At 61.1% G+C, this 19,763-nt stretch carries 18 protein-coding genes; 10 read left to right on the plus strand and 8 right to left on the minus strand.

Annotation, left to right across the window (positions count from 1 at the left end):
* From ACILSL_RS16285 to ACILSL_RS16295, 3 genes are all read left to right on the plus strand, one after another.
* Positions 1 to 185 (plus strand): hypothetical protein (locus ACILSL_RS16285; protein WP_395733110.1); only part of this gene is annotated, 185 nt, incomplete at its 5' end.
* Positions 182 to 1,597: a DUF1501 domain-containing protein gene (locus ACILSL_RS16290; RefSeq protein WP_395733111.1), complete on the plus strand. Its 1,416-nt coding sequence runs from the start codon at positions 182 to 184 to the stop codon at positions 1,595 to 1,597. The genes ACILSL_RS16285 and ACILSL_RS16290, both read left to right, overlap by 4 nt.
* The gene (locus ACILSL_RS16295; protein WP_395733112.1) at positions 1,597 to 3,000 is read left to right on the plus strand and encodes a DUF1501 domain-containing protein; all 1,404 of its coding nucleotides are present in this window, start codon (positions 1,597 to 1,599) and stop codon (positions 2,998 to 3,000) included. Before ACILSL_RS16290 ends, ACILSL_RS16295 begins: the two co-directional genes overlap by 1 nt.
* A 168-nt stretch (positions 3,001 to 3,168) precedes the next feature.
* Here the strand turns inward: ACILSL_RS16295 and ACILSL_RS16300 are convergent, their stop codons facing one another.
* The 3 genes from ACILSL_RS16300 to ACILSL_RS16310 all read right to left on the minus strand — a co-directional run bounded on the left by ACILSL_RS16300 (position 3,169) and on the right by ACILSL_RS16310 (position 7,653).
* The gene (locus ACILSL_RS16300) at positions 3,169 to 4,548 is read right to left on the minus strand and encodes a Gfo/Idh/MocA family protein (protein WP_395733113.1); all 1,380 of its coding nucleotides are present in this window, start codon (positions 4,546 to 4,548) and stop codon (positions 3,169 to 3,171) included.
* A 201-nt stretch (positions 4,549 to 4,749) separates the two neighbouring features.
* Positions 4,750 to 5,226 (minus strand): molybdenum cofactor biosynthesis protein B, encoded by a 477-nt coding sequence (locus ACILSL_RS16305; RefSeq protein WP_395733114.1) that lies wholly within the window; start codon positions 5,224 to 5,226, stop codon positions 4,750 to 4,752.
* 54 nt (positions 5,227 to 5,280) lie between these two features.
* Positions 5,281 to 7,653, minus strand: a complete 2,373-nt coding sequence (locus ACILSL_RS16310) for a carboxy terminal-processing peptidase (protein WP_395733115.1) — start codon at positions 7,651 to 7,653, stop codon at positions 5,281 to 5,283.
* A 74-nt stretch (positions 7,654 to 7,727) separates the two neighbouring features.
* On the opposite strand from ACILSL_RS16310, the gene ACILSL_RS16315 reads away from it, so the two are divergent.
* The 6 genes from ACILSL_RS16315 to ACILSL_RS16340 all read left to right on the plus strand — a co-directional run bounded on the left by ACILSL_RS16315 (position 7,728) and on the right by ACILSL_RS16340 (position 13,582).
* Positions 7,728 to 8,378 carry an MBL fold metallo-hydrolase gene (locus tag ACILSL_RS16315; RefSeq protein WP_395733116.1) on the plus strand — a complete coding sequence of 217 codons (651 nt, stop codon included), beginning with the start codon at positions 7,728 to 7,730 and terminating at the stop codon, positions 8,376 to 8,378.
* Complete coding sequence (gene rlmN / locus ACILSL_RS16320) at positions 8,378 to 9,451, plus strand: 23S rRNA (adenine(2503)-C(2))-methyltransferase RlmN (protein WP_395733117.1); 1,074 nt, start codon at positions 8,378 to 8,380, stop codon at positions 9,449 to 9,451. Before ACILSL_RS16315 ends, rlmN begins: the two co-directional genes overlap by 1 nt.
* 108 nt (positions 9,452 to 9,559) lie before the next feature.
* Positions 9,560 to 10,210 carry a DUF1361 domain-containing protein gene (locus ACILSL_RS16325; protein WP_395733118.1) on the plus strand — a complete coding sequence of 217 codons (651 nt, stop codon included), beginning with the start codon at positions 9,560 to 9,562 and terminating at the stop codon, positions 10,208 to 10,210.
* Positions 10,211 to 10,212: 2 nt separating this feature from the next.
* Positions 10,213 to 10,629 (plus strand): thiol-disulfide oxidoreductase DCC family protein, encoded by a 417-nt coding sequence (locus ACILSL_RS16330; protein WP_395733119.1) that lies wholly within the window; start codon positions 10,213 to 10,215, stop codon positions 10,627 to 10,629.
* Between the two features lie 215 nt (positions 10,630 to 10,844).
* Positions 10,845 to 12,797, plus strand: a complete 1,953-nt coding sequence (locus ACILSL_RS16335) for an NAD(+) synthase (protein ID WP_395733120.1) — start codon at positions 10,845 to 10,847, stop codon at positions 12,795 to 12,797.
* Between the two features lie 8 nt (positions 12,798 to 12,805).
* Positions 12,806 to 13,582, plus strand: coding sequence for a transporter substrate-binding domain-containing protein (locus ACILSL_RS16340; RefSeq protein WP_395733121.1), 777 nt, complete (start codon positions 12,806 to 12,808; stop codon positions 13,580 to 13,582).
* Positions 13,583 to 13,585: 3 nt separating this feature from the next.
* On the opposite strand, the gene ACILSL_RS16345 is transcribed toward ACILSL_RS16340, so the two are convergent.
* Entirely contained in the window at positions 13,586 to 14,584 is a 999-nt protein-coding gene (locus ACILSL_RS16345; RefSeq protein ID WP_395733122.1) for a hypothetical protein, read from the minus strand.
* A 98-nt stretch (positions 14,585 to 14,682) separates the two neighbouring features.
* Between ACILSL_RS16345 and ACILSL_RS16350 the strand changes: the two genes are divergently transcribed.
* Positions 14,683 to 16,212 carry a PQQ-binding-like beta-propeller repeat protein gene (locus tag ACILSL_RS16350; RefSeq protein ID WP_395733123.1) on the plus strand — a complete coding sequence of 510 codons (1,530 nt, stop codon included), beginning with the start codon at positions 14,683 to 14,685 and terminating at the stop codon, positions 16,210 to 16,212.
* A 260-nt stretch (positions 16,213 to 16,472) separates the two neighbouring features.
* On the opposite strand, the gene ACILSL_RS16355 is transcribed toward ACILSL_RS16350, so the two are convergent.
* The 4 genes from ACILSL_RS16355 to ACILSL_RS16370 all read right to left on the minus strand — a co-directional run bounded on the left by ACILSL_RS16355 (position 16,473) and on the right by ACILSL_RS16370 (position 19,735).
* Positions 16,473 to 17,414, minus strand: coding sequence for a peptidylprolyl isomerase (locus ACILSL_RS16355; RefSeq protein ID WP_395733124.1), 942 nt, complete (start codon positions 17,412 to 17,414; stop codon positions 16,473 to 16,475).
* A gap of 49 nt (positions 17,415 to 17,463) precedes the next feature.
* The gene (locus tag ACILSL_RS16360) at positions 17,464 to 17,781 is read right to left on the minus strand and encodes a hypothetical protein (RefSeq protein WP_395733125.1); all 318 of its coding nucleotides are present in this window, start codon (positions 17,779 to 17,781) and stop codon (positions 17,464 to 17,466) included.
* 118 nt (positions 17,782 to 17,899) lie between these two features.
* Complete coding sequence (locus ACILSL_RS16365) at positions 17,900 to 18,142, minus strand: hypothetical protein (RefSeq protein ID WP_395733126.1); 243 nt, start codon at positions 18,140 to 18,142, stop codon at positions 17,900 to 17,902.
* A 96-nt stretch (positions 18,143 to 18,238) separates the two neighbouring features.
* Entirely contained in the window at positions 18,239 to 19,735 is a 1,497-nt protein-coding gene (locus ACILSL_RS16370) for an NUDIX domain-containing protein (RefSeq protein WP_395733127.1), read from the minus strand.
* Positions 19,736 to 19,763 lie beyond the last annotated feature (28 nt).

Consider the following 19,763-nt stretch of genomic DNA (forward strand, 5'->3'; position numbering starts at 1 on the left):
ACATCATCGCCACACTCACAGCGGAGCAGCGAGTCCAGCTCTCCAAGCTCAATACCAAGCGCCAGGACCAGTCCAAGCAACTCGACACCCTTCGTGCCACCGCCAGCGACGATCCCGAACTGCAATCCTGGACTAGCTTGGCGCAGTCACTCATCAACCTGAAGGAGTTCATTTACCTGCAATGAATACGATCAATCGCCGCGCACTTCTCTCCCGCGCCTCCACCGGCTTCGGCATGGCCGCGCTTGCCGGCCTCATGCAGGAGCAGGCGCTTGCGGACATGCCGCTTGTGCATCGTGCGAAGAAATTTGCACCGAAAGCACGCAGCGTGATCTTCTTGTACATGAGCGGCGGTGTGTCGCATGTCGATTCCTTCGATCACAAGCCGATGCTCACGAAGTTTGCGGGCATGCCCATGCCCGGCGCGGTGAAGAAGACGCAGTTCAACAACAACGGCACCGTACAGCCCTCGCACTGGGAGTTTAAGCCGCGCGGACAGTCGGGACTGGAGGTGAGCGATCTGTTTCCTCAAGTAGGCGGCGTGGCGGATGATCTCTGCATGATCCGCAGCATGACGGCGAAGTTCAGCGAGCATGCGCAGGGAAACTTCTTCATGCACACCGGCTTCCCATTCCTCGGCTATCCGAGCGCGGGCGCATGGACGAGCTACGGCCTCGGAACGGAGTCGCGCGATCTGCCGGGCTACATCGTGCTGCAAAGCGGTGGTGCCTCCACTCCGCATGGCGGCGTGGGTTTGTTCAGCAACGGCTTCCTTCCCGCCCAGCATCAGGCCAGCATTGTGAAGGCAGATGAAGCCGAAGCCGTCGTCAACATCCGCCCGCGCCAGCCGCAGGACATGCAGCGGCGGCAGCTCGATTTCATCGGCGCGATGGACCGCCGCTTTGTCAGCGCCACGCAGCACGACATGCACATTGAGGCCGCCATCTCCAACTACGAGATGGCCTGGCGCATGCAGTCCGCCGTGCCCGATCTCTGTGACATCAGCGGCGAAACCGAGGCCACGAAAAAGCTCTACGGCCTCGACGACCCTGAGCCGAAAAAAGCCGCCTACGCCCGCCAGTGCCTGCTGGCCCGGCGTCTCGTGGAGCGCGGCGTACGCTTCATCGAACTCAGCACGCTGGCCTACAACGTGGGTGGTGGTAACGGCGCCAACCCCTGGGATCACCACAGCGCCATCGTTGAAGGCCACGGCAAGATGGCAAATCAGATCGACCAGCCCATCGCTGCACTCATCAAGGACTTGCGCTCACGCGGCCTTCTCGACAGCACGCTCGTCGTCTGGGGCGGTGAATTTGGCCGCACGCCCTTCGCGCAAGGTTCCAATGGTCGCGATCACAACCCCTACGGCTTCACCGTCTGGATGGCTGGCGGCGGCGTTAAAGGCGGTCACGTGTACGGTGCCACGGATGACTTCGGCTACAACGCCGTCGAAAACATCACCAGCGTCTATGACATGTGGGCCACCGTGCTTCATTTGATGGGCATCGACCACGAACAGCTCACCTACCGCTTCAGCGGCCGTGATCTGCGTCTCACGGATGTACATGGCAATGTACTCAAAGACATCATCGCCTGATGAATCCCCACCTTTCACGCCGCCAGCTTCTTGCCCAGGCCTCCACCGGTTTTGGCATGGCCGCATTGGAGGGCCTCATGCAGGCGGAGTCGCCGGTGAATCGCGCGAAGCGTTTTGCACCGAAGGCACGCAGCGTGATCTTCTGCTACATGAGTGGTGGAGTATCTCACCTGGACTCCTTCGATCCAAAACCTCTGCTGGAAAAATACGCCGGGCAGCCCATGCCCGTCGAGGTGAAGAAAACGCAGTTCAACAACAACGGCACCGTGCAGCCTGCGCACTGGGAGTTTCGTCAGCGCGGCCAGAGCGGCATGCCGGTGAGCGAACTCTTTCCCCACATGGCAACAGTTGCGGACGAACTCTGCGTCATTCGCAGCATGACGGCCAAATTCAGCGAGCATGCGCAGGGAAATTTCTTCATGCACAGCGGCTTCCCATTCCTCGGCTATCCGAGCGCCGGCGCATGGGCCAGCTACGGCCTCGGCACGGAGTCGCGCGATCTACCCGGCTACATCGTGCTGCAAAGCGGTGGTGCCACGGTGCCGCATGGTGGCGTGGGTGTGTTCAGCAACGGTTTTCTCCCTGCGCAACATCAGGCCAGCATCGTGCAGGCGGATGAGGAGGAGGCGGTGCGCAACATCCATTCCAAGCAGCCTCGCAACATCCAGCGCAAGCAGCTCGATTTCATTGGCGCGATGGATCACCGCTTTGCCAGTACCGCCCAGCATGACATTCACGTGGATGCAGCCATTGCGAACTACGAGATGGCCTGGCGCATGCAGTCCGCCGTGCCGGAGCTGTGCGACATCTCCGGCGAAACCGCAGCCACGAAGCAGCTCTACGGCATGGACGGCCCGGACTCCCCCCGCACCGCCTATGCACGGCAGTGCCTGCTGGCACGGCGTCTGGTGGAGCGCGGTGTGCGCTTTGTGGAGCTGAGCTGCCTGCCGCAAACGCTTGGCGGTGGACAGGCGGCAAATCCCTGGGATCAGCACGGGCAGATCAAAAAAGGCCACGGCAACATGGCGCATCAGGTGGACCAGCCCATTGCCGCGCTCGTTAAAGACCTCAAGTCACGCGGCTTGCTAGACAGCACCCTCGTCATCTGGGCCGGCGAATTCGGCCGCACGCCCTTTGCTCAGGGCACCGATGGCCGCGATCACAATCCCTACGGCTTCACCATTTGGATGGCCGGTGGCGGCGTCAAACCCGGCCACATCTATGGTGCCACGGACGACTTCGGCTACCATGCGATTGAAAACGCCTGCACCGTCTATGACATGTGGGCCACCGTCCTGCACCTCATGGGCATCGATCACGAGCAGCTCACTTACCGCTTCAGCGGCCGCGACCTGCGCCTCACGGATGTGCATGGCAATGTACTGCGCGATGTGATCGCGTAGATGTGGGTTGGATTGTAGGATGGGCGTGGCGACAGCCCGCCCGTCTGTGAGCGTTCAGCAAACGCACCGGCGCAAGAGCATCCTCGAACTCGGGCGGTTTGGCGAAGTGAACTGTGGTCGATAATAACCGCAGCGCGCCAAACACACCCGACCTACGAAAGGACTGATCTACACCTCCAGCTTCCAAGGACCGCGATACTCACGCCCGAGAAGCTTGCTGGCATCCGCATCACCAATGATCTCCTCCTTCACGGGATCCCATTTGATGGAGCGGTTGGTGAGGAAGGAAATGAGGGCAAGGTGGCCGGGGCTGGCGCTGCGATGCGCGGTTTCCACAGGCGTCACTGTAGGCTGACGGCTCTTCACGCAGTCGAGGAAATTGCGATGGTGGCCCTTGGTTTCGTAGAGACGTGTCTTGATGACGTCGTCTCCGAGCTTCGGTGCTTTCGCCACTTCGATGATCTCGCTCTTCGGATCTTTCTCGTCTTTCCGCTTTTTGACGAGCTGTTTGAGCGCCGGGTTCGAGCAGTCATACGCACCGCCGCGATTCACATAGACCCAGCCGTCCGTGCCGATCCACTTGGTGCCCATCTTGATGTCGTCGTGACCACCCGCGATGGTCATGGTGATGTCGCCGGCATACTTAGCCTCAGCGCGGTACTTGGTGGCGGTGTTCCAGATGTCCGTGCGCGGCGGCATGTCCACCTGGATGGGGCTCACTTCCTGTGGACCGCTGCTGTCCATGCCCATGCCCCAATGGGCGATGTCGCAATGGTGGCCGATCCAGTCCAGCAACTGACCACCGCCGATGTTGTAATCCCAGCGCCAGTTTTTGTGAATGCGGCACTCGATGTAGTCCTGCATCGTCGCCGGGCCGATCCACATCTCATAATCCAGTTCAGGCGGCGGCGCTGTGACGCTGCGTTTGTCTCCGGTCTTGGCGAAATCGTTGTGCCCGCTGGGCAGGCCCACATGCACCTCCTTCAGCTTTCCAATGAGACCGTTGCGCACGATCTCAGCACCGATGCGGAAATTGTCCTCGCTGCGCTGCCAGGAGCCCGTCTGCCAGATGCGCCCGTGCTTCTGCACCGCTTTCACAATGGCCTGCTGCTCGGCGATGGTGCGCGCCAGTGGCTTCTCACCGTAGATGTCCTTGCCGTTCTTCGCCGCTTCAATGGCAGTGAGTGCATGCCAGTTGTCGGGCACCGCCAGCATGACGGTGTCGATGTCCTTGCGGGCCATCACCTCGCGGTAGTCATGGTAGGGTTTGCAGTCCTGATTCTTGTAGGCGCCATTGATCGTATCCAGAGCCTTCTGCAAATTGCGTTTGTCGATGTCGCACGCGGCCACAATCTGGCAGTCCTGCTCCTGAAGAAATTTGCCCGTGTTGCTCGGCCCCATCATGCCCCAGCCAAAGACAGCCATGGTGATCTTGCTGGATGGCGCATTCTGCCCGATCACGCTGGCGGGAATGATGGTGGGAAAGCCGATGGCGACGGCAGACTTTGTGAGGAACTGACGACGGGTGGAAACAGGAATGCGTTTCATGAGAGTGGATTGGCTGACTGCAGAGTTGTAATCGAGACTCCGCCTGCAAGTCCAGCCGCAAATGTGCGGAGGGAGGAAGACAGGATTAACAAAATTGGGCAGGATTCAATATCTGGAAATCCTGTGAATTCTGCCCTCCAGTCAATCCTGTTCCAACAGGCTGCCGAGCGTCCATCAAAACGCAGCTTCGCTCACAGCATCCTAACAGCTCGTCGGCACCCGCTGCGCCAGCTTGACGGTGTGCGGAATGGCCCCAATCACGAAACTGAGGCAATCGACGGCCCCCTGCGGTTTTCCGGGCAGGGCGATGACGAGGCTGCGATCCACCACCGCCGCGAGGCTGCGGGAGAGAATGGCGTTCGGGGTCAGTTCCAGCGACTTCATGCGCATCAGCTCCCCAAAGCCGGGGATCTCCACGCGCATGATGCCACGAATGGCCTCGGGGGTGACATCACGCTCGGCGATGCCGGTCCCACCCGTGGTGAGGATGAGGGCACAGCCTTGAGCTGAAAAGGAACGAATGGCCTCCTGGATGCGCAGTAAGTCATCCGGGACAATCGCTTCTGCGGCCACTGCCCAGCCGTAACCTTCCGCCGCCTGCTTCAGCGCCGGACCGCCAAGATCCTCATAGACCCCCTGACTGGCGCGGTCAGAGATAGTGATGATGCCAACCTGCATACGGTGCGTTTTGCCAGTGGAAATGAGTGAAAAACCCGGACGAAAATCGGGTCATTACTGAGCCTGAGGCTTGGTGCCGACCTGTGCTTTGTCCTCGGTTTTGGCCGCCGTGGTGGGCTTGTGATCCAGTTCAAGGAGATCACGCAGGATGTGGATGGTCTCCATTTTCACAGGCTCGACTCCGTAGGGGAACTTGGCCTCGTCATTGCCGCTGTCATCATCCTTGGAGGCCGTGCGCATGCCGGAATTCATTTCCTTGCTGAAGGCCGACTCGGGCACCAGATCAGGCTTGTCCACGTTGTCCAGCGTGAGGTGATAGGTCTTGAAGCCGTTGTCCTTGATACGCTCAGCGACTTCCTTGGTGCGCTTGGCACGGTCTTCGGTCTGCTTGTCACGACGCGCTTCGGTGTCGAGGCGCTCTTTCTCACGCTCCTGCAGATTCAATGAAACCGTGTTGCGGTCGATTTTTTCCTTCAGGCGCGTGGACTCCTCGACCACGTTCTGGAACTCAGGGCTGGCGGTCACACGGCTCTTCACACGTGCGTTGATCTCATCGACCGGGAACGGATCCTTGCGGAAGAGGGGGTACTTGCGCGGTGGGATGGTGTCGTAGGGCAGCGGGTTTTCAGCAGAGGATTCGCCAATGTCCAGCACGTCGCGGATCGAAGGCAGAGGAATGTCAGATTCAACACCTTTGAGCTGGGTGGAACCACCGGCGATGCGGTAGAACTTCTGGATCGTCACCTTGAGGTCGCCAGCGCCTTTTTTGTCGCTGAAGAAAGGCATGTAACGCTCGACGGGGAGGATGGTCTGCACGGTGCCTTTGCCAAAGGAGGACTTGTCTCCCACGATGAGGGCACGGCGGTAGTCCTGCAGAGCTGCCGCAAGAATTTCCGAGGCGGAAGCGCTGGCCTTGTTGATGAGGACGATCATGGGGCCGTCATACACAGGCTTTTCATTTTCGCAGTCACGCCAGGTGATGCTGCCACGCCAGTCCTTGGCCTGCACCACAGGGCCGGCAGGAATGAAGAGACCGGTGAGCTTGATGGCTTCGTCCAGGGAACCACCGCCATTGTCGCGCAGATCAAGCACGAGGCCGTCGATCTTTTCCTTCATCAGACGGCGCAGCAGGCGCTCCACGTCCACGCTGGTGCTGACCGTGTTGTTTTCCATGTCCGCATAGAAATTGGAAAGGTTGATCCAGCCGACTTTGAGCGTCTTGCCGAGATCTGGAGGAGTGACCAGGAGTTCGGCGTTGGCGAGCTTCTCCTTCAACGGCACTTCATCACGCACGATGGCGATGATGCGATTGCCGGAGGGATCGTCAGCGGGGACGATTTTGATGCGGACGGTGGTGTTCTTCTCACCGCGGATCATGTCGACGATCTTCTGCAGCTTGAGGTACTTCACGTCGACGAATTCGTCATCACCCTGGGCGACAGCGATGATGCGGTCGTTCAGCTTGAGCTGGCCCTGCTTGTCAGCCGGACCACCGACGACGATGCCCTGAATTTCTGCGCCGTCATCCTTCTGGCCGAGCAGCGCGCCGATGCCGACGAGCTTGTGCTGCATGTGGATCTTGAAGTTGTCGCTCTCATCCGTGCTCATGTACTCGGTGTGCGGGTCGTAGGCGGTGGCCAGGCTGGAGAGGAAGAAGTTCACCACGTCCTTGGTGTCGTTCTCGTCGATGCTCTCGAGCAAGCGGGTGTAGTCTTTGAGCACGCGCTCCTTCGGAGTCAGGTCCTTGTCGTCCTTTTCCTTTTTGGCGGCGACTTTGGGAGCATCGGCGGCAGGCTTCTCAGGCGGGGTCACTTTCCCAGCTTCAGGCGCGGCTTCAGTCTTGGCCTCGGCGGTGCCGGCTTTCTTGGCGGCGGCCTTTTCAGCCTTTTTCTTTTCATCACGCTCACGCGTTTCATCGGCGATGCGCTCTGCCAGCAGATTGTCCTCGATGATGTCGAGCCACAGCTTGTCTTGGGCGGCCTTGTCCTTCGGCCATGGCGCCTTGTCGCGCTTGATCTCGATGGTCCGCTTCGAGTCAAAGGTGAACTTGTTGGTATCGAGAGCCTTCTTGAGGAAGTCCACGCGCTCCTTCACGCGCTCCTTGTAGATGTCGTAGATCTCGATGGCCGGGCTGATGTTGCGCATCAGCACATGGTCATCCAGCGTGGTTTCGTACTTGTCCTTGAAGCTCGCGACATCCTGCTCGGTGAAGAAGATGTGCTTGAAGTCGAGCATGTTCAGGTAGTTGTGAAGCATCTCACCGGACACCTTGTCGTCGAAGTCCTGCTTCGAGTAGTGGTGGTTTTGCAGCATGTAGGCCACATGCATGGCCACCTGGCCAAAATTGGTTTCCGCTTGCGCCGAGGGAATGAGGAGCGCGAGGGCGGTGGCCGCAGCTGCGACGGGGGTGAGTAAAAAGCGAGTCATGGTGGGGGTCGTCCAGATCTATAACGAACCTCGCGGTGCGTTTTGCGTTCAGATTTTGCCTTTTCTGGGTTGAAATGTCCACCTCTTTCCCGTCTTTCGCCCTCTCCATGCCTGAAATCATCACCTACACCGGCGGCATCGCCGCCACCAACGGCCATCTGCTCACCTTGCCCGACGGGACTATTCTTGTGGACGCACCGGACGGAATAGGCGCATGGCTTAAGCAGCAAAAAGTGAAGGTGGATGTCCTCTTCCTCACCCATCAGCACTTTGATCATGTGCTGGATGCTGCCGCCGTGAAGGCGGAGCACGGCTGCCGGGTCTATTCCTTTGCGGACTACTCGCGTGAGCTGACTTTGGAGATTCTCTACGGTGCCGTGACTGGCAGCCCCTTCTCAGTCCCCCCATTTGCGGTGGATGAGGTTCTCGAAGGACAAAGCCAGATCCAAGTCCTCGGCGAGACTTGGAATCTCTACCACGTGCCCGGCCATTCTCCGGACAGCCTCTGCTTCCACCTCCCATCCCAAAACCTGCTCTTTGGTGGTGATGTGCTCTTTCTGGACAGTGTCGGACGCACCGATTTCCCCAACGGCTCCGGACCCCTTCTGCTCAACGGAATACTTAAAAATCTTTTGATACTGCCCGATGCCACGCGTGTCTTCCCCGGCCATGGCGATGACACCACCATCGGCCGTGAGAAGCGCGAAAACCCGTACCTCACCTGATGCCACCCTCATTCCATGATCTGACCTTTGACCAACTGCGCGAGGTCATCGTGTCCGCAGGTCTGCGTCCGGCGCATGCAGGCACGCTTTGGAACACCCTCCACTTCAAGGCGATGGCGGATCCTCTCTCCCGTGAGGATCTTCTGCCCCCTCTGCGCAAATGGCTCACGCAGGTGCTCAGCGACGGCTCCTGGACGCTCGACGTGCCACCCGTCTCTTTGGACACGCCCAGCAGCGATGGATTGACGCACAAATTCCTCCTGCGCATGGCTGATGCGCAGGAGATCGAAACCGTCATCATGGGTTACCCCGGCCGCCACACCGCCTGCGTCAGCACCCAGGCGGGCTGCGCCATGGGCTGCGTGTTTTGCGCCACCGGCCAGATGGGTTTCGTGCGCCATCTGCGCCCCGGCGAAATCGTGGCCCAGGTGCTCCATGCACAACGCGCCGTGCGCGCCAAAGGCGAGAAGAAAGGCCTGCGCAATCTCGTCTTCATGGGCATGGGCGAACCCCTGCACAACTACGATGCCGTGATGACCGCCCTCGACATCATCTGCGACACCCGGGGGCTGAACATCGGCCCCAGCAAGATCAGCGTGTCCACCGTGGGCGTGGTGCCCGGCATCCTGCGCATGGCGGCGGAAAAACGTCCCTACAATCTCGCGGTCAGCCTGCACGCCGCCACGGAGGAGGAGCGCGCCAAGCTCATCCCCGCCAACCAGCGCTGGCCGCTGGCCGATCTCATGGCCGCCTGCCGCAGCTACAATGCGCAGACCGGCCGCCGCATCTTCTTCGCCTGGACCTTGATCGAAGGCGTGAACGACACACCCGAGCACGCCAGGCGCATCGCCGAATTGCTCCACGGCCTGGACGCCCACATCAATCTCATCCCGCTCAACCGCACCGACGGCTATGCCGGAGCTGAAAGCAGCGACACCGCCGCCGATGTCTTCCACCGCATCCTTCAGGATGCCGGCTTCCCCTGCACCATCCGCCAGCGTCGCGGCATCGACGTGGCGGCGGGTTGCGGCCAGCTCAAGGCAGCGAAGAACCGGCGTAAGGCGGCAGCTTGAGAATGGGGTGCGCTCAATGAACTTCCCGTGAACCCCACGTGAATTCGTCTCCATAAATCGCGTGCCACTTGCCGTGATTGCGCAAAGAAGCGTATCGTTGCGCCAGTCATGTCCACCCGCGTCTTCCTGCTCAACCTCTTCGCCTGCCTATGGTGCTGCATCGTGCTGAACCTGCGCATGCACCTCGCCGGACATAACTATTACGCTTTCATGCTGTGGAATCTCTTCCTGGCCGCCATCCCTCTTGGCCTCAGCCTTGGTCTGCGCCAGATCAATCGCCTCGTGCTGGCAGTGCCTCTGCTTTCTGTGTGGCTGCTGTTCTTTCCCAATGCTCCCTACGTCCTCACCGACCTGATGCACCTCAATGAGCACAACGCGCATGTCCCCAAGTGGCTCGATCTCCTCATGCTGCTCTCCTTTGCCTTCGTCGCGCTCTGGTTCGGGTTTCAGTCCCTGCACATCGTCCAGCATTGGTTTGTGCGGAAGTTTTCCCACACCACCGCCTGGTGCGTCACACTGGGCTCACTGGGGCTGAGCGGCTTCGGCGTTTACCTCGGCCGCTTTGACCGCTGGAACAGCTGGGACCTCGTCCACCGCCCCGTCTCACTCCTCAGCCGCATCGCGGCCTACATTCTTCATCCCATGGCCCACACCCGCACCTGGGGGTTCACCCTCGGCTTCGGCACCCTGCTCATCCTCGCCTACCTCTTCTGGTTTTCGTCCGTGCCAACCGCCCCGGAGAGTCGTAAGCTCAACTAGCCGTGCCCCACTACGATCCCAGCCGCGACCACCTCCTGCTCTTTGATGGCATCTGCCATCTCTGCGATGCCAGCGTGCGCTTCATCGTGAAGCGTGATCCAGCGGCCAAGATCAAGTTCGCGCCGATTCAAAGCACTCTGGGCAGCCAGCTCTACACGCAGCACGGTCTCGATCCTTCTTCCCCAAGCGCGATGCTCTTCCTCACCCCGCGCGGCGCTTTCAAAGCCAGCGACGCTGCCCTCGAAATCGCCCGCACGCTCGGCGGAGTTTGGAAACTCGCGCTTGTTTTCAAATCCCTGCCACATGCCCTGCGCGATGCCGCTTACTACTTCATCGCCCGCAACCGCTACCGCTGGTTTGGCAAAGACGAGTCCTGCATGATGCCCACGGCGGAGCTGAAGACGCGCATGCTGGAGTAGTACGACAGGCACTCTTGCCTGTCGGTCAGCGCTCTCGCAATCTCCCAAGCCTGCATACAATCGAAATCTATCGACGAAAGCGTTAGCCTGCTGGAGCGACACGGCAGGATAACTAGCAACTGATGGATTGCAGCGAAGCGCTGGGCACCGACAGACACTCGTGTCCGTCGTACTTACTCCTCGCACACCCCAAACCTTCCGTGCTAGGTTCTCCCATGCCACAAGCATCCCCTACCCCGATCACCATCCGCGAACGTCTTGGCTTGGTACGCGTCGCTGCCGTGTCTCCGGAACTGGTGCTGGGAGATGTGGCGAAGAACGTCGCCATCATCGCCCGTGAGGCGCGCACGGTGGCACAGCGCGGCTGCCGTCTCGCGGTGTTTCCTGAGCTGAGCCTCACCGGCTACTCCTGCGCGGATCTGTTTCATACCAACGCCCTGCTGGATGCGAGCGTGAAGGGCCTCGCTGAACTGGTTCGCGCCACGCTGGACCTGCCCTGCGTGCTGGTCGTTGGCCTGCCGCTGCGCGTGCAGGACCGCCTTTACAACATGGCTGCGGTGCTGGCCAAGGGGCGCCTGCTCGGACTCGTGCCCAAGACCTTCCTGCCCAACTCGGCGGAGTTTTATGAGCGCCGCTGGTTCTCGCCTGCGCACACGCTGAACGTTTCCACGCTGCGCTTGAATGACGAGGAGGTGGCCATCGGCACGAAACTGCTGTTTGAGGTGCTGGATGTCCCGGGCTTCGTCCTCGGCGTGGAGATCTGTGAGGACTTGTGGACGGTGATCCCGCCCTCGGGCCATCTCGCGCTCGCGGGAGCCACGCTGCTGGCCAATCCATCCGCCAGTACCGAAGTCCTCGGCAAGGCACCCTACCGCCGCCACCTCGTGGCGCAGCAGGCGGCGCGCTGCCTGGCGGCGTATGTCTATGCTGGAGCAGGCGCAGGTGAATCAACCACGGACGTGGTCTATTCCGGTCACGGCCTCGTGGCAGAAAACGGTGTCCTTCTCGGTGAAACCGAACGCTTCTCCTTCGAGACGCGCGCCATCGTCACTGATGTCGATCTGCAGCATCTGGCGCATGACCGGCTGAAGAGCTCCGCCTTCCGCGATGAAGCTGGCAGCGTCGGCTTCCGCCGCGTGACCTTCAGTCTCGGTGCAGCCCTCGGTGGCGATGACCGACTTCTGCGCCCCATCTCGGCGCATCCTTTTGTGCCCTCGGCCAAGGTGGATCGTGCCGCGGTGTGCGAGGAAATTTTCGCCATTCAGGCCACGGGACTCGCCCGCCGTTTGAAACAAGCACGCGCCAAAACAGCGGTGCTCGGACTCTCCGGCGGACTCGATTCCACCCTCGCGCTGCTGGTCATGCTGGAAGCACTGAAACGCGCGGGCATGCCGACGACTGCCGCACTGACCGTCACGATGCCCGGCTTTGGCACGACCACTCGAACCAAGGGCAATGCCGAGCAGCTTGCCGAGGCGCTGAACATCGAACTGCGCACCATTTCGATCAACGACGCCGTGCATCAGCACTTCGCCGACATCGGTCATTCGGCCACCCAGCACGACGCCACTTACGAAAACTCACAAGCCCGCGAGCGCACTCAAATCCTCATGGACCTAGCCAACAAAACCGGCGGCATCGTCGTCGGCACCGGAGATCTCTCCGAGGCGGCACTGGGCTGGTGCACCTTCAATGGCGACCACATGTCCATGTATCATGTGAACTCCGGCGTGCCGAAGACGCTGGTGCGCTACCTCATCGAGTGGTGCGCCGCCGGCCCCTTTGCCGACAAAGCAGGCGCCATCCTGCTGGACATCGCCGACACACCGATCTCACCCGAACTGCTGCCGCTCGCAGCGGATGAATCTCTGCAGCAGAAAACCGAGGACACCGTCGGCCCGTATGAGCTGCATGACTTCTTCCTCTTTCACTTCGTGCGGCATGGCAGCAACGCGGAAAAAATCCGCTGGCTGGCCGCGCAGGCTTTCCCGGGCAAATATGACGATGACACCATCGCCAGATGGCTCGCGCTCTTCTTCAAACGCTTCGCCCAAAACCAGTTCAAGCGTTCCAGCGTGCCCGACGGCCCCAAGGTCGGCTCCGTGGCCCTCTCTCCGCGTGGCGACTGGCGCATGCCGAGCGACTACGCCGGTGATTTAAACTCCTGATTGATCCCATGCTTCGATACCTCACCCTCAGCCTGCTTCTCACCCTGTGCGCCTGCACGCGCAGCAACAAGCTCATCATCGGCACGGATGCGACGTATCCGCCCTTTGAGTTCGTCGATACCAAAGGCCAGATCAGCGGTGTGGACGTCGAGGTGGGGCGAGAGATCGGCAAGGCGCTCGGGCGCGAGGTGGAGTTTCGCAACATCAACTTCGACGGCCTCATCACCGCGCTGCGCACCGGCTCCATCGACCTCGTCCTTTCGTCCATGACGGCCACGCCGGAGCGGCGCAAATCCATCGACTTCTCCGAGCCTTATGTGAAGACGGGCCTGGCAGTTCTCGTCTCCGCCAGTTCAACCGTTCAAAGCACCGCTGATCTGAAGACTCCGGGCCGCAAGATCGTCGTCCGCCTCGGCACCACCGGCGAAACCTGGGCGCGGGAAAATCTCAAGGATGCCAAGATCATTGCCCTCGATGCGGACGTGTCCTGCGTGATGGAGGTGGTTAACTCGAGCGTCGATGCGTGGATCTACGATCAGCTTTCCATCATCAACCATCACGCCAAGCACCCCGAAAAGACGCGGGCACTGCTCGCCCCGCTGCGCGAGGAAGTCTGGGCCGTGGGACTGAAGCAGGGCAATGAGGAACTGAAGTCCAAGGTCAATGAAGTCCTCGCCCGCATGCGCAGCGACGGCAGCTTCACCCAGCTGGCCGAGCGCTTCATGGCCAAGGAAAAAGCCATGATGAACGCGCAGGGCCTGCCGTTTGTATTTGAGCTGAAGTAAGAGCTACTTCGCCAGCTCAAAGCCCTCAGGCTTCAGTCCCTTTTGGAATCCGCCGAAGCCGTACATCGTGGGCTGGTAGTCGCCGACGATGCTCACATCCGCCTTCTCCGGCACTTCCTGGCCGAGGCCCCAGAAGACGCCGTTCACCACGAGGCGGCGCAGGCCTTCGTTGGTGAGGTCAGTGGCGGCGCCCATGGTGGTGGCGAGGATTTTGTTTTCCGTGCCGGCGTCGTTCTTCACCACGCGCAACCAAGCCACGGGCATCATGGGTGTGTTCACCTCCTGCTCCACCTTGGCGGCGGTGGCCTTTTTGTAGGTGGCCGGTGGCGTGTCAACGGTCATGCCCTGCAGAATCTGACCGCGAACCAGAACGACGGCATCGGCAGAGGGCGCAGCCTCATACACGTCGGTGTTGCCGAAGAGATCGCTCACACCGCGCAGAACAGGGTGGTTCGCGTTGGCGGCTTCGATGATGCCCTTGGTGGCTTCAAACTTGTGCTTGCCCCAGTGGCTCACCCAGGTCTCGCCAAGAAATTTCTTGCCCCAGCCGCCCGTAGCATTGTTCCAGTTCCATGCGGCAAAGGGGCTGTCCTTGGCGTAGCCGCTGAAAGCATGGGTGCTGGTGCGCAGGGCAATGATCGGCACGCCACGGTTAACGGCAGCCTCGAACTTCTTGCTGGTGGCCGCATCCCAGTGGCGGAAGCGCAGCAGCATGACGATGGCATCGGCGGAATCCAGCGCCTCAGGATGGCTCAGGCTGGCACCATTGGTGGGGACGATAGTGCCGTCCTCTCCGAGGCTGAAGAGCACCGTGCATTTGAAGCCGTGGCGCTGGCTGAGGATCTTGCCGAGCATGGGCATGGATTCCTCGCTGCGGTATTCCTCGTCCCCGGAAAGGAGCACGATGTGCTTTCCTTTCGCCGCACCGGCGGGTTCATAGACGACGTGATCGGCGGCCATCAGGCCGGAAGCGGCAAGCAAAGAGAGGAGAAACTGTTTCATGTGTTTGGGTTGGAATTGGCGGAGGATGAGACATACGCCAAATAACGCCAGCCATTTCCTTTGACCTGCGCCAGACGTAGAATGATACCCCCCACGCCATGATCCCCAAATTCCCTCTTTTTCTCACCCTGCTGTTTGGCGGATTGCTGGCCTGGCTCTGGGCCACGGATCACGTCTTTCGCTCAGGCGGCCTCATGATTCTCATCCCGCTATGGCTGATCCTCTTCGGCCTCTGGTGGGCGCTGCATCTGCGAGGGGTGCGGCTGAAGCGGCTGGGGGTCTTCATCCTGGGAGCCATTGCCGTCATCGCCGCATTTAAATATCTCATCCGCTACGAGGGCTCCGCCGACGGCTCGGCCTTTCCGAGCCTGGCCTGGCGCTGGCAGAAGGCGGAGGTGCTGCCGGAACTTCACGGCGGTGCAGACGCTGCAGCCGCTCCCTCCGCCACACCCGCAGGAGTGGCAGACATGCCTCGCTTCCTCGGAACTAAAGGAGATGGCGTACTGCCGGAGCCGGACTGGCAGACCGACTGGAAAGCTCACCCGCCACGCGAAGTGTGGCGCATCAAGGTCGGAGAGGGCTGGGCGGGTTTTGCCGTGGCAGGCGGCCGCGCACTGACGCAGGAACAGCGGGGAGAAGAAGAGTACGTGACCTGCTATGATCTCGCCACCGGCAAGCTGCTCTGGGCGCATGCCGACAAGACACGTTTTGATGAGCCGATGGGCGGCATTGGCCCGCGCTCCACCCCGACCGTGGATGCGGCGCAGAATGTCGTTTTCACCATGGGCTCCAAGGGCCTGCTCAACTGCCTGGACCTAGCAACCGGGAAAGTCCGCTGGAGCCAAGAGGTCCTGAAGGACGGTGGCAGCACCAAAAGCCCGGAGTGGGGCAAGAGTGCCGCACCCTTGATCGTCGGGGACCACATCGTGTGCAGCGGAGGTGACAATGGAGCCACGCTCATCGCCTACCGGCGCAGCGACGGACAGCTCGCTTGGAAGGCCGGAAAAGATGGAGGCAGCTACAGTTCCCCCGTGCTGATGACGCTGGCCGGACGTGAGCAAATCCTCAGCGTGAACAGCAACTCGGTGACCGGGCATGATCCCGCCAGTGGTGCCGTGCTGTGGAAGTTTGACTGGCCGGGCATGTTTCCCAAAGTGGGCCAGCCCGTGCAGGTGACGCCGGAGCGCGTCCTCATCACCAGCAGCTACGGCCTGAAGAGCAACCTGCTGGAGGTCAAGCCCGCCGCCGATGGCAGGCTCAGCGTCTCATCCATCTGGGCGGCCAGCGCACCGCGCACGAAGTTCAGCAGCGCCAGCGTCTTCGGCACCCATGCCTACGCGCTGGATGAAGGCACCTTCTGCTGCGTGGATCTGGCCACGGGTGAGCGCGGCTGGCGGGAAGGACGCTACGGCTTCGGCCAGCAGATTCGCCTGGGTGAGAGCTTGATGCTCGTGCAGGCGGAGAAGGGCTTCGTCGCCCTGGTCAAAGCCAATCCTGCCAAGCTGGAGGAAGTGTCACGTCTGGAAGCCCTGAACGCCAAGACTTGGAATCCACCGACACTTGCAGGCCGCTGGCTGCTGCTGCGCAATGACCGTGAAGCGGTCTGCTTTGAGCTGCCTGCCAAGTAGAGCGGGAGATTCATTGCGTTGCCCAAAACGGATTTTCGAAAGGCCGCACGTGGCGACGCTCGACGGTGTTTGGAGGACCAAGCGCCCAACCTCGCGCCGGACACGCGCTGCAGGTGGGGATGGCTGTCCCCAGCCAGCCGAAGGCAGAGGCCGAGATCTGCGAGGCAAAAACAGCTCGCCAAGTGGAAATGCGTTTTGCGGACCGCTGTAAAAGAAAGCAGCAGCCCACGCCGCCACACTTCAAAAACACCACCCTGCTCTCACCACACGCGGTGGAAGAAACGGCTCACCATGCCGCGCGCCGCGTCCGGCTTGACGTAGCGAACACCATCACCCGAAGCGATGGCCGGCACCTGCATGGGTCCCTTTTGCGTAATGACTTTCATGGATTTGATCTCAATTCGGGCCACCGGACAGTCGTTGGCATCCACTGGCATGAGGGAGATGCGCTTGAGGGTCTCCAGGCCGGACACCACCTGACCAAAGACCGTGTATTTGCCTTCCAGCACGCCGTAATTGCCCAGGGTCACGTAGAACTGCGAGCCATTCGAACGGCGCTCAGGATTGACCTTGTCCGAGCGGCGGGCCATTGCCACGGCTCCAACACGGTGCGGACGCTTGATCTCAGCAGGAATCGTTTTGTCTTCACCACCCGTGCCCCACTTGGCACGTGCGGACTCGTCTGAAGTCAGCGGATCACCGGTCTGCACCAGAAAGCCCTCGATGGCACGGTGGAAAGCCAGGCCGTTGTAAATGCCACTGTCACAGTGGTCGATGAAATTGTTCACCGTCTGCGGGGCGTCGTTTGGAAACAGCTCGATCATGACCGTCTCACGTGCGCCGCCGAAAGACACTTCCATGACGGCGATCTTGCGCACCGAATCTTTGGCCCACAGAGAAGGATCTTCCAGCTTCTGGGCTGGCAGACGCGTCGGAGTGGAGGTTGCGTAGGGGGTGTATTGAGGGACGTCCGTCTTACCCGGTGTGGCAGCTGCGCCGCCAGACTTGTCCACAGACTTAAAGAGCGCCTTCTGGGCTTCCTCAGCAAGCTTGTCGATCTCCTCGGTGGAGGGAGTCTTGGCGGGTGACGGCATCACCGGGACGGTGTTGGGCCGGAGAGATTCGGGGGCCTTGATCTGCTGGGCGATCAATGCGGCGTGGCAGCCAAAGGCCAGGAGGCAGGTCAGAAGCGGGGTCTTCACGTGTCGTGCAGTTTGAAAAAAACAGGAAAAAGCAGGTACCAGGCCGCGGCTAGCGAAGAGTGGAGGGAACCGCTGGGCTGGCAGGCGCAGCGCGGCTCGGCGTTGGCGCAGGTGCAGGGGCCGGTGCTGGCGCAGGTGCTGCTGGCTCAAGACTCATGGGCGCGGCAGGCTGTTCGGCACGGGAATTGTACTGGTAGCGCATCTTCGGATTGCCACGCGATTTCCGGGGAGGCAGCCCCCAGCTCACATCGAAGGCATCCTGCTGCGCCACCGTGGGATGACGGGAGTCAATATGCTCAAAGGAACCGCAGGAAATGAGGAAGGTTGAGGCAAGCAGAGCGGCAAAGATGAAGCGCAGAGATGTCATTGTTTGGCGAAAATGGAATTCTTAACGGGATACGATACTAGGCGGGCTGTCTCTAGCTGGCAAGATCGAAGTCTCAGACGCTGCCCCGCTGCATTTCGTTCAGTCTTCAACCCTGCGGCTATCCCCTGCCGGCCCCTGCTGCAGGATCCAAATTCATGGGCGCGGCGGACTGCTCGGCACGGGCATTGTACTGGTAGCGCATCTTGGGGTTCCCGCGTGCTTTGCGCGGCTGCATCCCCCAGCTCACATCGCAGGCATCCTGCTGAGAGACCGTGGGCTGGCGGGAGTCGGCAGGGGTGCCGCAGGAGCTGAGTAGTGTGGAGGCAAGCAAAGCAGCAACGAGGAGGCGCAGAGATTTCATGGGGTGGCAGAGTGGAATGCTTCACAGCACATGCACCGGCAGGCTGGCCCAGACCGGCGAGATCGGGGGTCTTGGACGCCGCCCCTGCCGTTTCGTTCACTCGCCACGCACCAGACGCACGGCCACATGATCCGTGTCCGGCAGGATGCGTTTGCGCAATTCCAAGGTGACACCGATGGCTTGAAACTCCTCCAGCACGCAGGCCGCCATCTCGGCAGCGAGGGTTTCGATGAGCCTGCGTGGCCGCTCCGCCGCCAGGGCCTGCAGCCGTGCGGCGACGGCAGCGTAGTCAATCGTGGCGGTGAGGTCGTCATTCATCGCCTCGAACCGCCTGCGGATGCGCAGGGTAACGTCCGCCACCAGCACCTGGGCTTCAGCCCGCTCAGCTTCGGGAACACCGATGTGCGTGGTCAGTCGCAGGGCGGAAATGCGGATTTCGTCAGGTGGAAGCATGAGATGGGGAGTTTTTAGCCGGGGCTTGAGATCAGACAATGCGGAAATCCCGGGAGGTGTTTGTGGCTTGGGCGCCTCCTTGGTCACTCCGCCCAGCAGCCCCTTCCGCACGCACTCATCCAGCAGGATGCGGGTGGGAATGTTCAGGTCCATCTTCAGGGCCTCGGCCAGCGGCAGCCACTGAAAGGCCTGCGCCTCCTCGTTCAGCACCACCTGCGGCTCCGCATCCGCACAGCGTGCGATGTAGTTCAGCAGCAGAAAATGCGCGGAACGCTGAAACTCCACGGGCTCGATGCAGTCCTGCACCATGACGAACTCGACGTCTTGTAACGTGAGCGCCGTTTCCTCCAGAATCTCGCGCACCAGCGCCGCCTCGCACGACTCGCCACGTTTTATCTTCCCCCCGGGGATGCCCCAGCGGTGGCTCCACTTGTGCGTGCGGATGAGCAGCATCTCCCCTTTCGAATTCAAAATGAGCGCACCCACCGTGGACACCGGGTACGCTCCATCACTGCCGGTCAACGTCCCCAGCAGAGCAGGCAGGCGTGAGAGATCGGGCACCAGCATGTCTGGCGCGGCGGTCATGAGCGTCTCGGCGCTCTCATACCCCGTGCAGGTGGCGATGGTCACCACCCCGGCGGCATGGCCCGCATCAATGTCATGCCGCATGTCACCGATGAAAGCGGTCTCTGCGGCCGCCATATCCAGCTCCGCCAGCAGCGTGTGGATTTCCGTGCGTTTGTCGATGACGCCGCAGCGCATGACTTCAAAGGCATCCCGCACCCCCAGCGCCTCCGCCTGGGCCATCACATGCGGCAGCGGTGCACTGCTCAGCACCACCAAGCGGCGGCCCGTGGCGGCGGCGAACTGGATGAACTCCCGCGCATGCGGCAGGATCTCGATGTCGGTATGCGCATGGGTGAAATGCTCCAGGTAGAGCTGCTGCAGGCGCTCCATCTCCAGACCGGGCAGCACCTCCGCGAAAAACTCGGTGTACGGCAGTCGAAAGCGCCCCTTGAACTCCTCCCGCGTCATTTCCGCAGCGCCAGCGGCACGCAGCATGCCGTTCACAGCACCCACCACGCCGGGCAGGTCATCCACCAGCGTCCCGGACCAGTCGAACAAGAGATTCCGAATCATGTGCCCCCGCCTTAACTGCACGCCACCG

The sequence above is a fragment of the Prosthecobacter sp. genome, assembly GCF_044222345.1.
GTDB lineage: Bacteria > Verrucomicrobiota > Verrucomicrobiia > Verrucomicrobiales > Verrucomicrobiaceae > Prosthecobacter.

Bases quoted from the DNA above. Each gene is read 5' to 3' on its own strand.
- ACILSL_RS16290 (WP_395733111.1), top strand. From the start codon at position 182: ATGAATACGATCAATCGCCGCGCACTTCTCTCCCGCGCCTCCACCGGC.
- ACILSL_RS16340 (WP_395733121.1), top strand. From the start codon at position 12,806: ATGCTTCGATACCTCACCCTCAGCCTGCTTCTCACCCTGTGCGCCTGC.
- ACILSL_RS16315 (WP_395733116.1), top strand. From the start codon at position 7,728: ATGTCCACCTCTTTCCCGTCTTTCGCCCTCTCCATGCCTGAAATCATC.
- ACILSL_RS16365 (WP_395733126.1), bottom strand. From the start codon at position 18,142: ATGAAATCTCTGCGCCTCCTCGTTGCTGCTTTGCTTGCCTCCACACTA.
- ACILSL_RS16310 (WP_395733115.1), bottom strand. From the start codon at position 7,653: ATGACTCGCTTTTTACTCACCCCCGTCGCAGCTGCGGCCACCGCCCTC.
- ACILSL_RS16295 (WP_395733112.1), top strand. From the start codon at position 1,597: ATGAATCCCCACCTTTCACGCCGCCAGCTTCTTGCCCAGGCCTCCACC.
- ACILSL_RS16325 (WP_395733118.1), top strand. From the start codon at position 9,560: ATGTCCACCCGCGTCTTCCTGCTCAACCTCTTCGCCTGCCTATGGTGC.
- ACILSL_RS16350 (WP_395733123.1), top strand. From the start codon at position 14,683: ATGATCCCCAAATTCCCTCTTTTTCTCACCCTGCTGTTTGGCGGATTG.
- ACILSL_RS16335 (WP_395733120.1), top strand. From the start codon at position 10,845: ATGCCACAAGCATCCCCTACCCCGATCACCATCCGCGAACGTCTTGGC.
- ACILSL_RS16370 (WP_395733127.1), bottom strand. From the start codon at position 19,735: ATGATTCGGAATCTCTTGTTCGACTGGTCCGGGACGCTGGTGGATGAC.
- ACILSL_RS16305 (WP_395733114.1), bottom strand. From the start codon at position 5,226: ATGCAGGTTGGCATCATCACTATCTCTGACCGCGCCAGTCAGGGGGTC.
- ACILSL_RS16300 (WP_395733113.1), bottom strand. From the start codon at position 4,548: ATGAAACGCATTCCTGTTTCCACCCGTCGTCAGTTCCTCACAAAGTCT.
- ACILSL_RS16360 (WP_395733125.1), bottom strand. From the start codon at position 17,781: ATGACATCTCTGCGCTTCATCTTTGCCGCTCTGCTTGCCTCAACCTTC.
- ACILSL_RS16345 (WP_395733122.1), bottom strand. From the start codon at position 14,584: ATGAAACAGTTTCTCCTCTCTTTGCTTGCCGCTTCCGGCCTGATGGCC.
- rlmN (WP_395733117.1), top strand. From the start codon at position 8,378: ATGCCACCCTCATTCCATGATCTGACCTTTGACCAACTGCGCGAGGTC.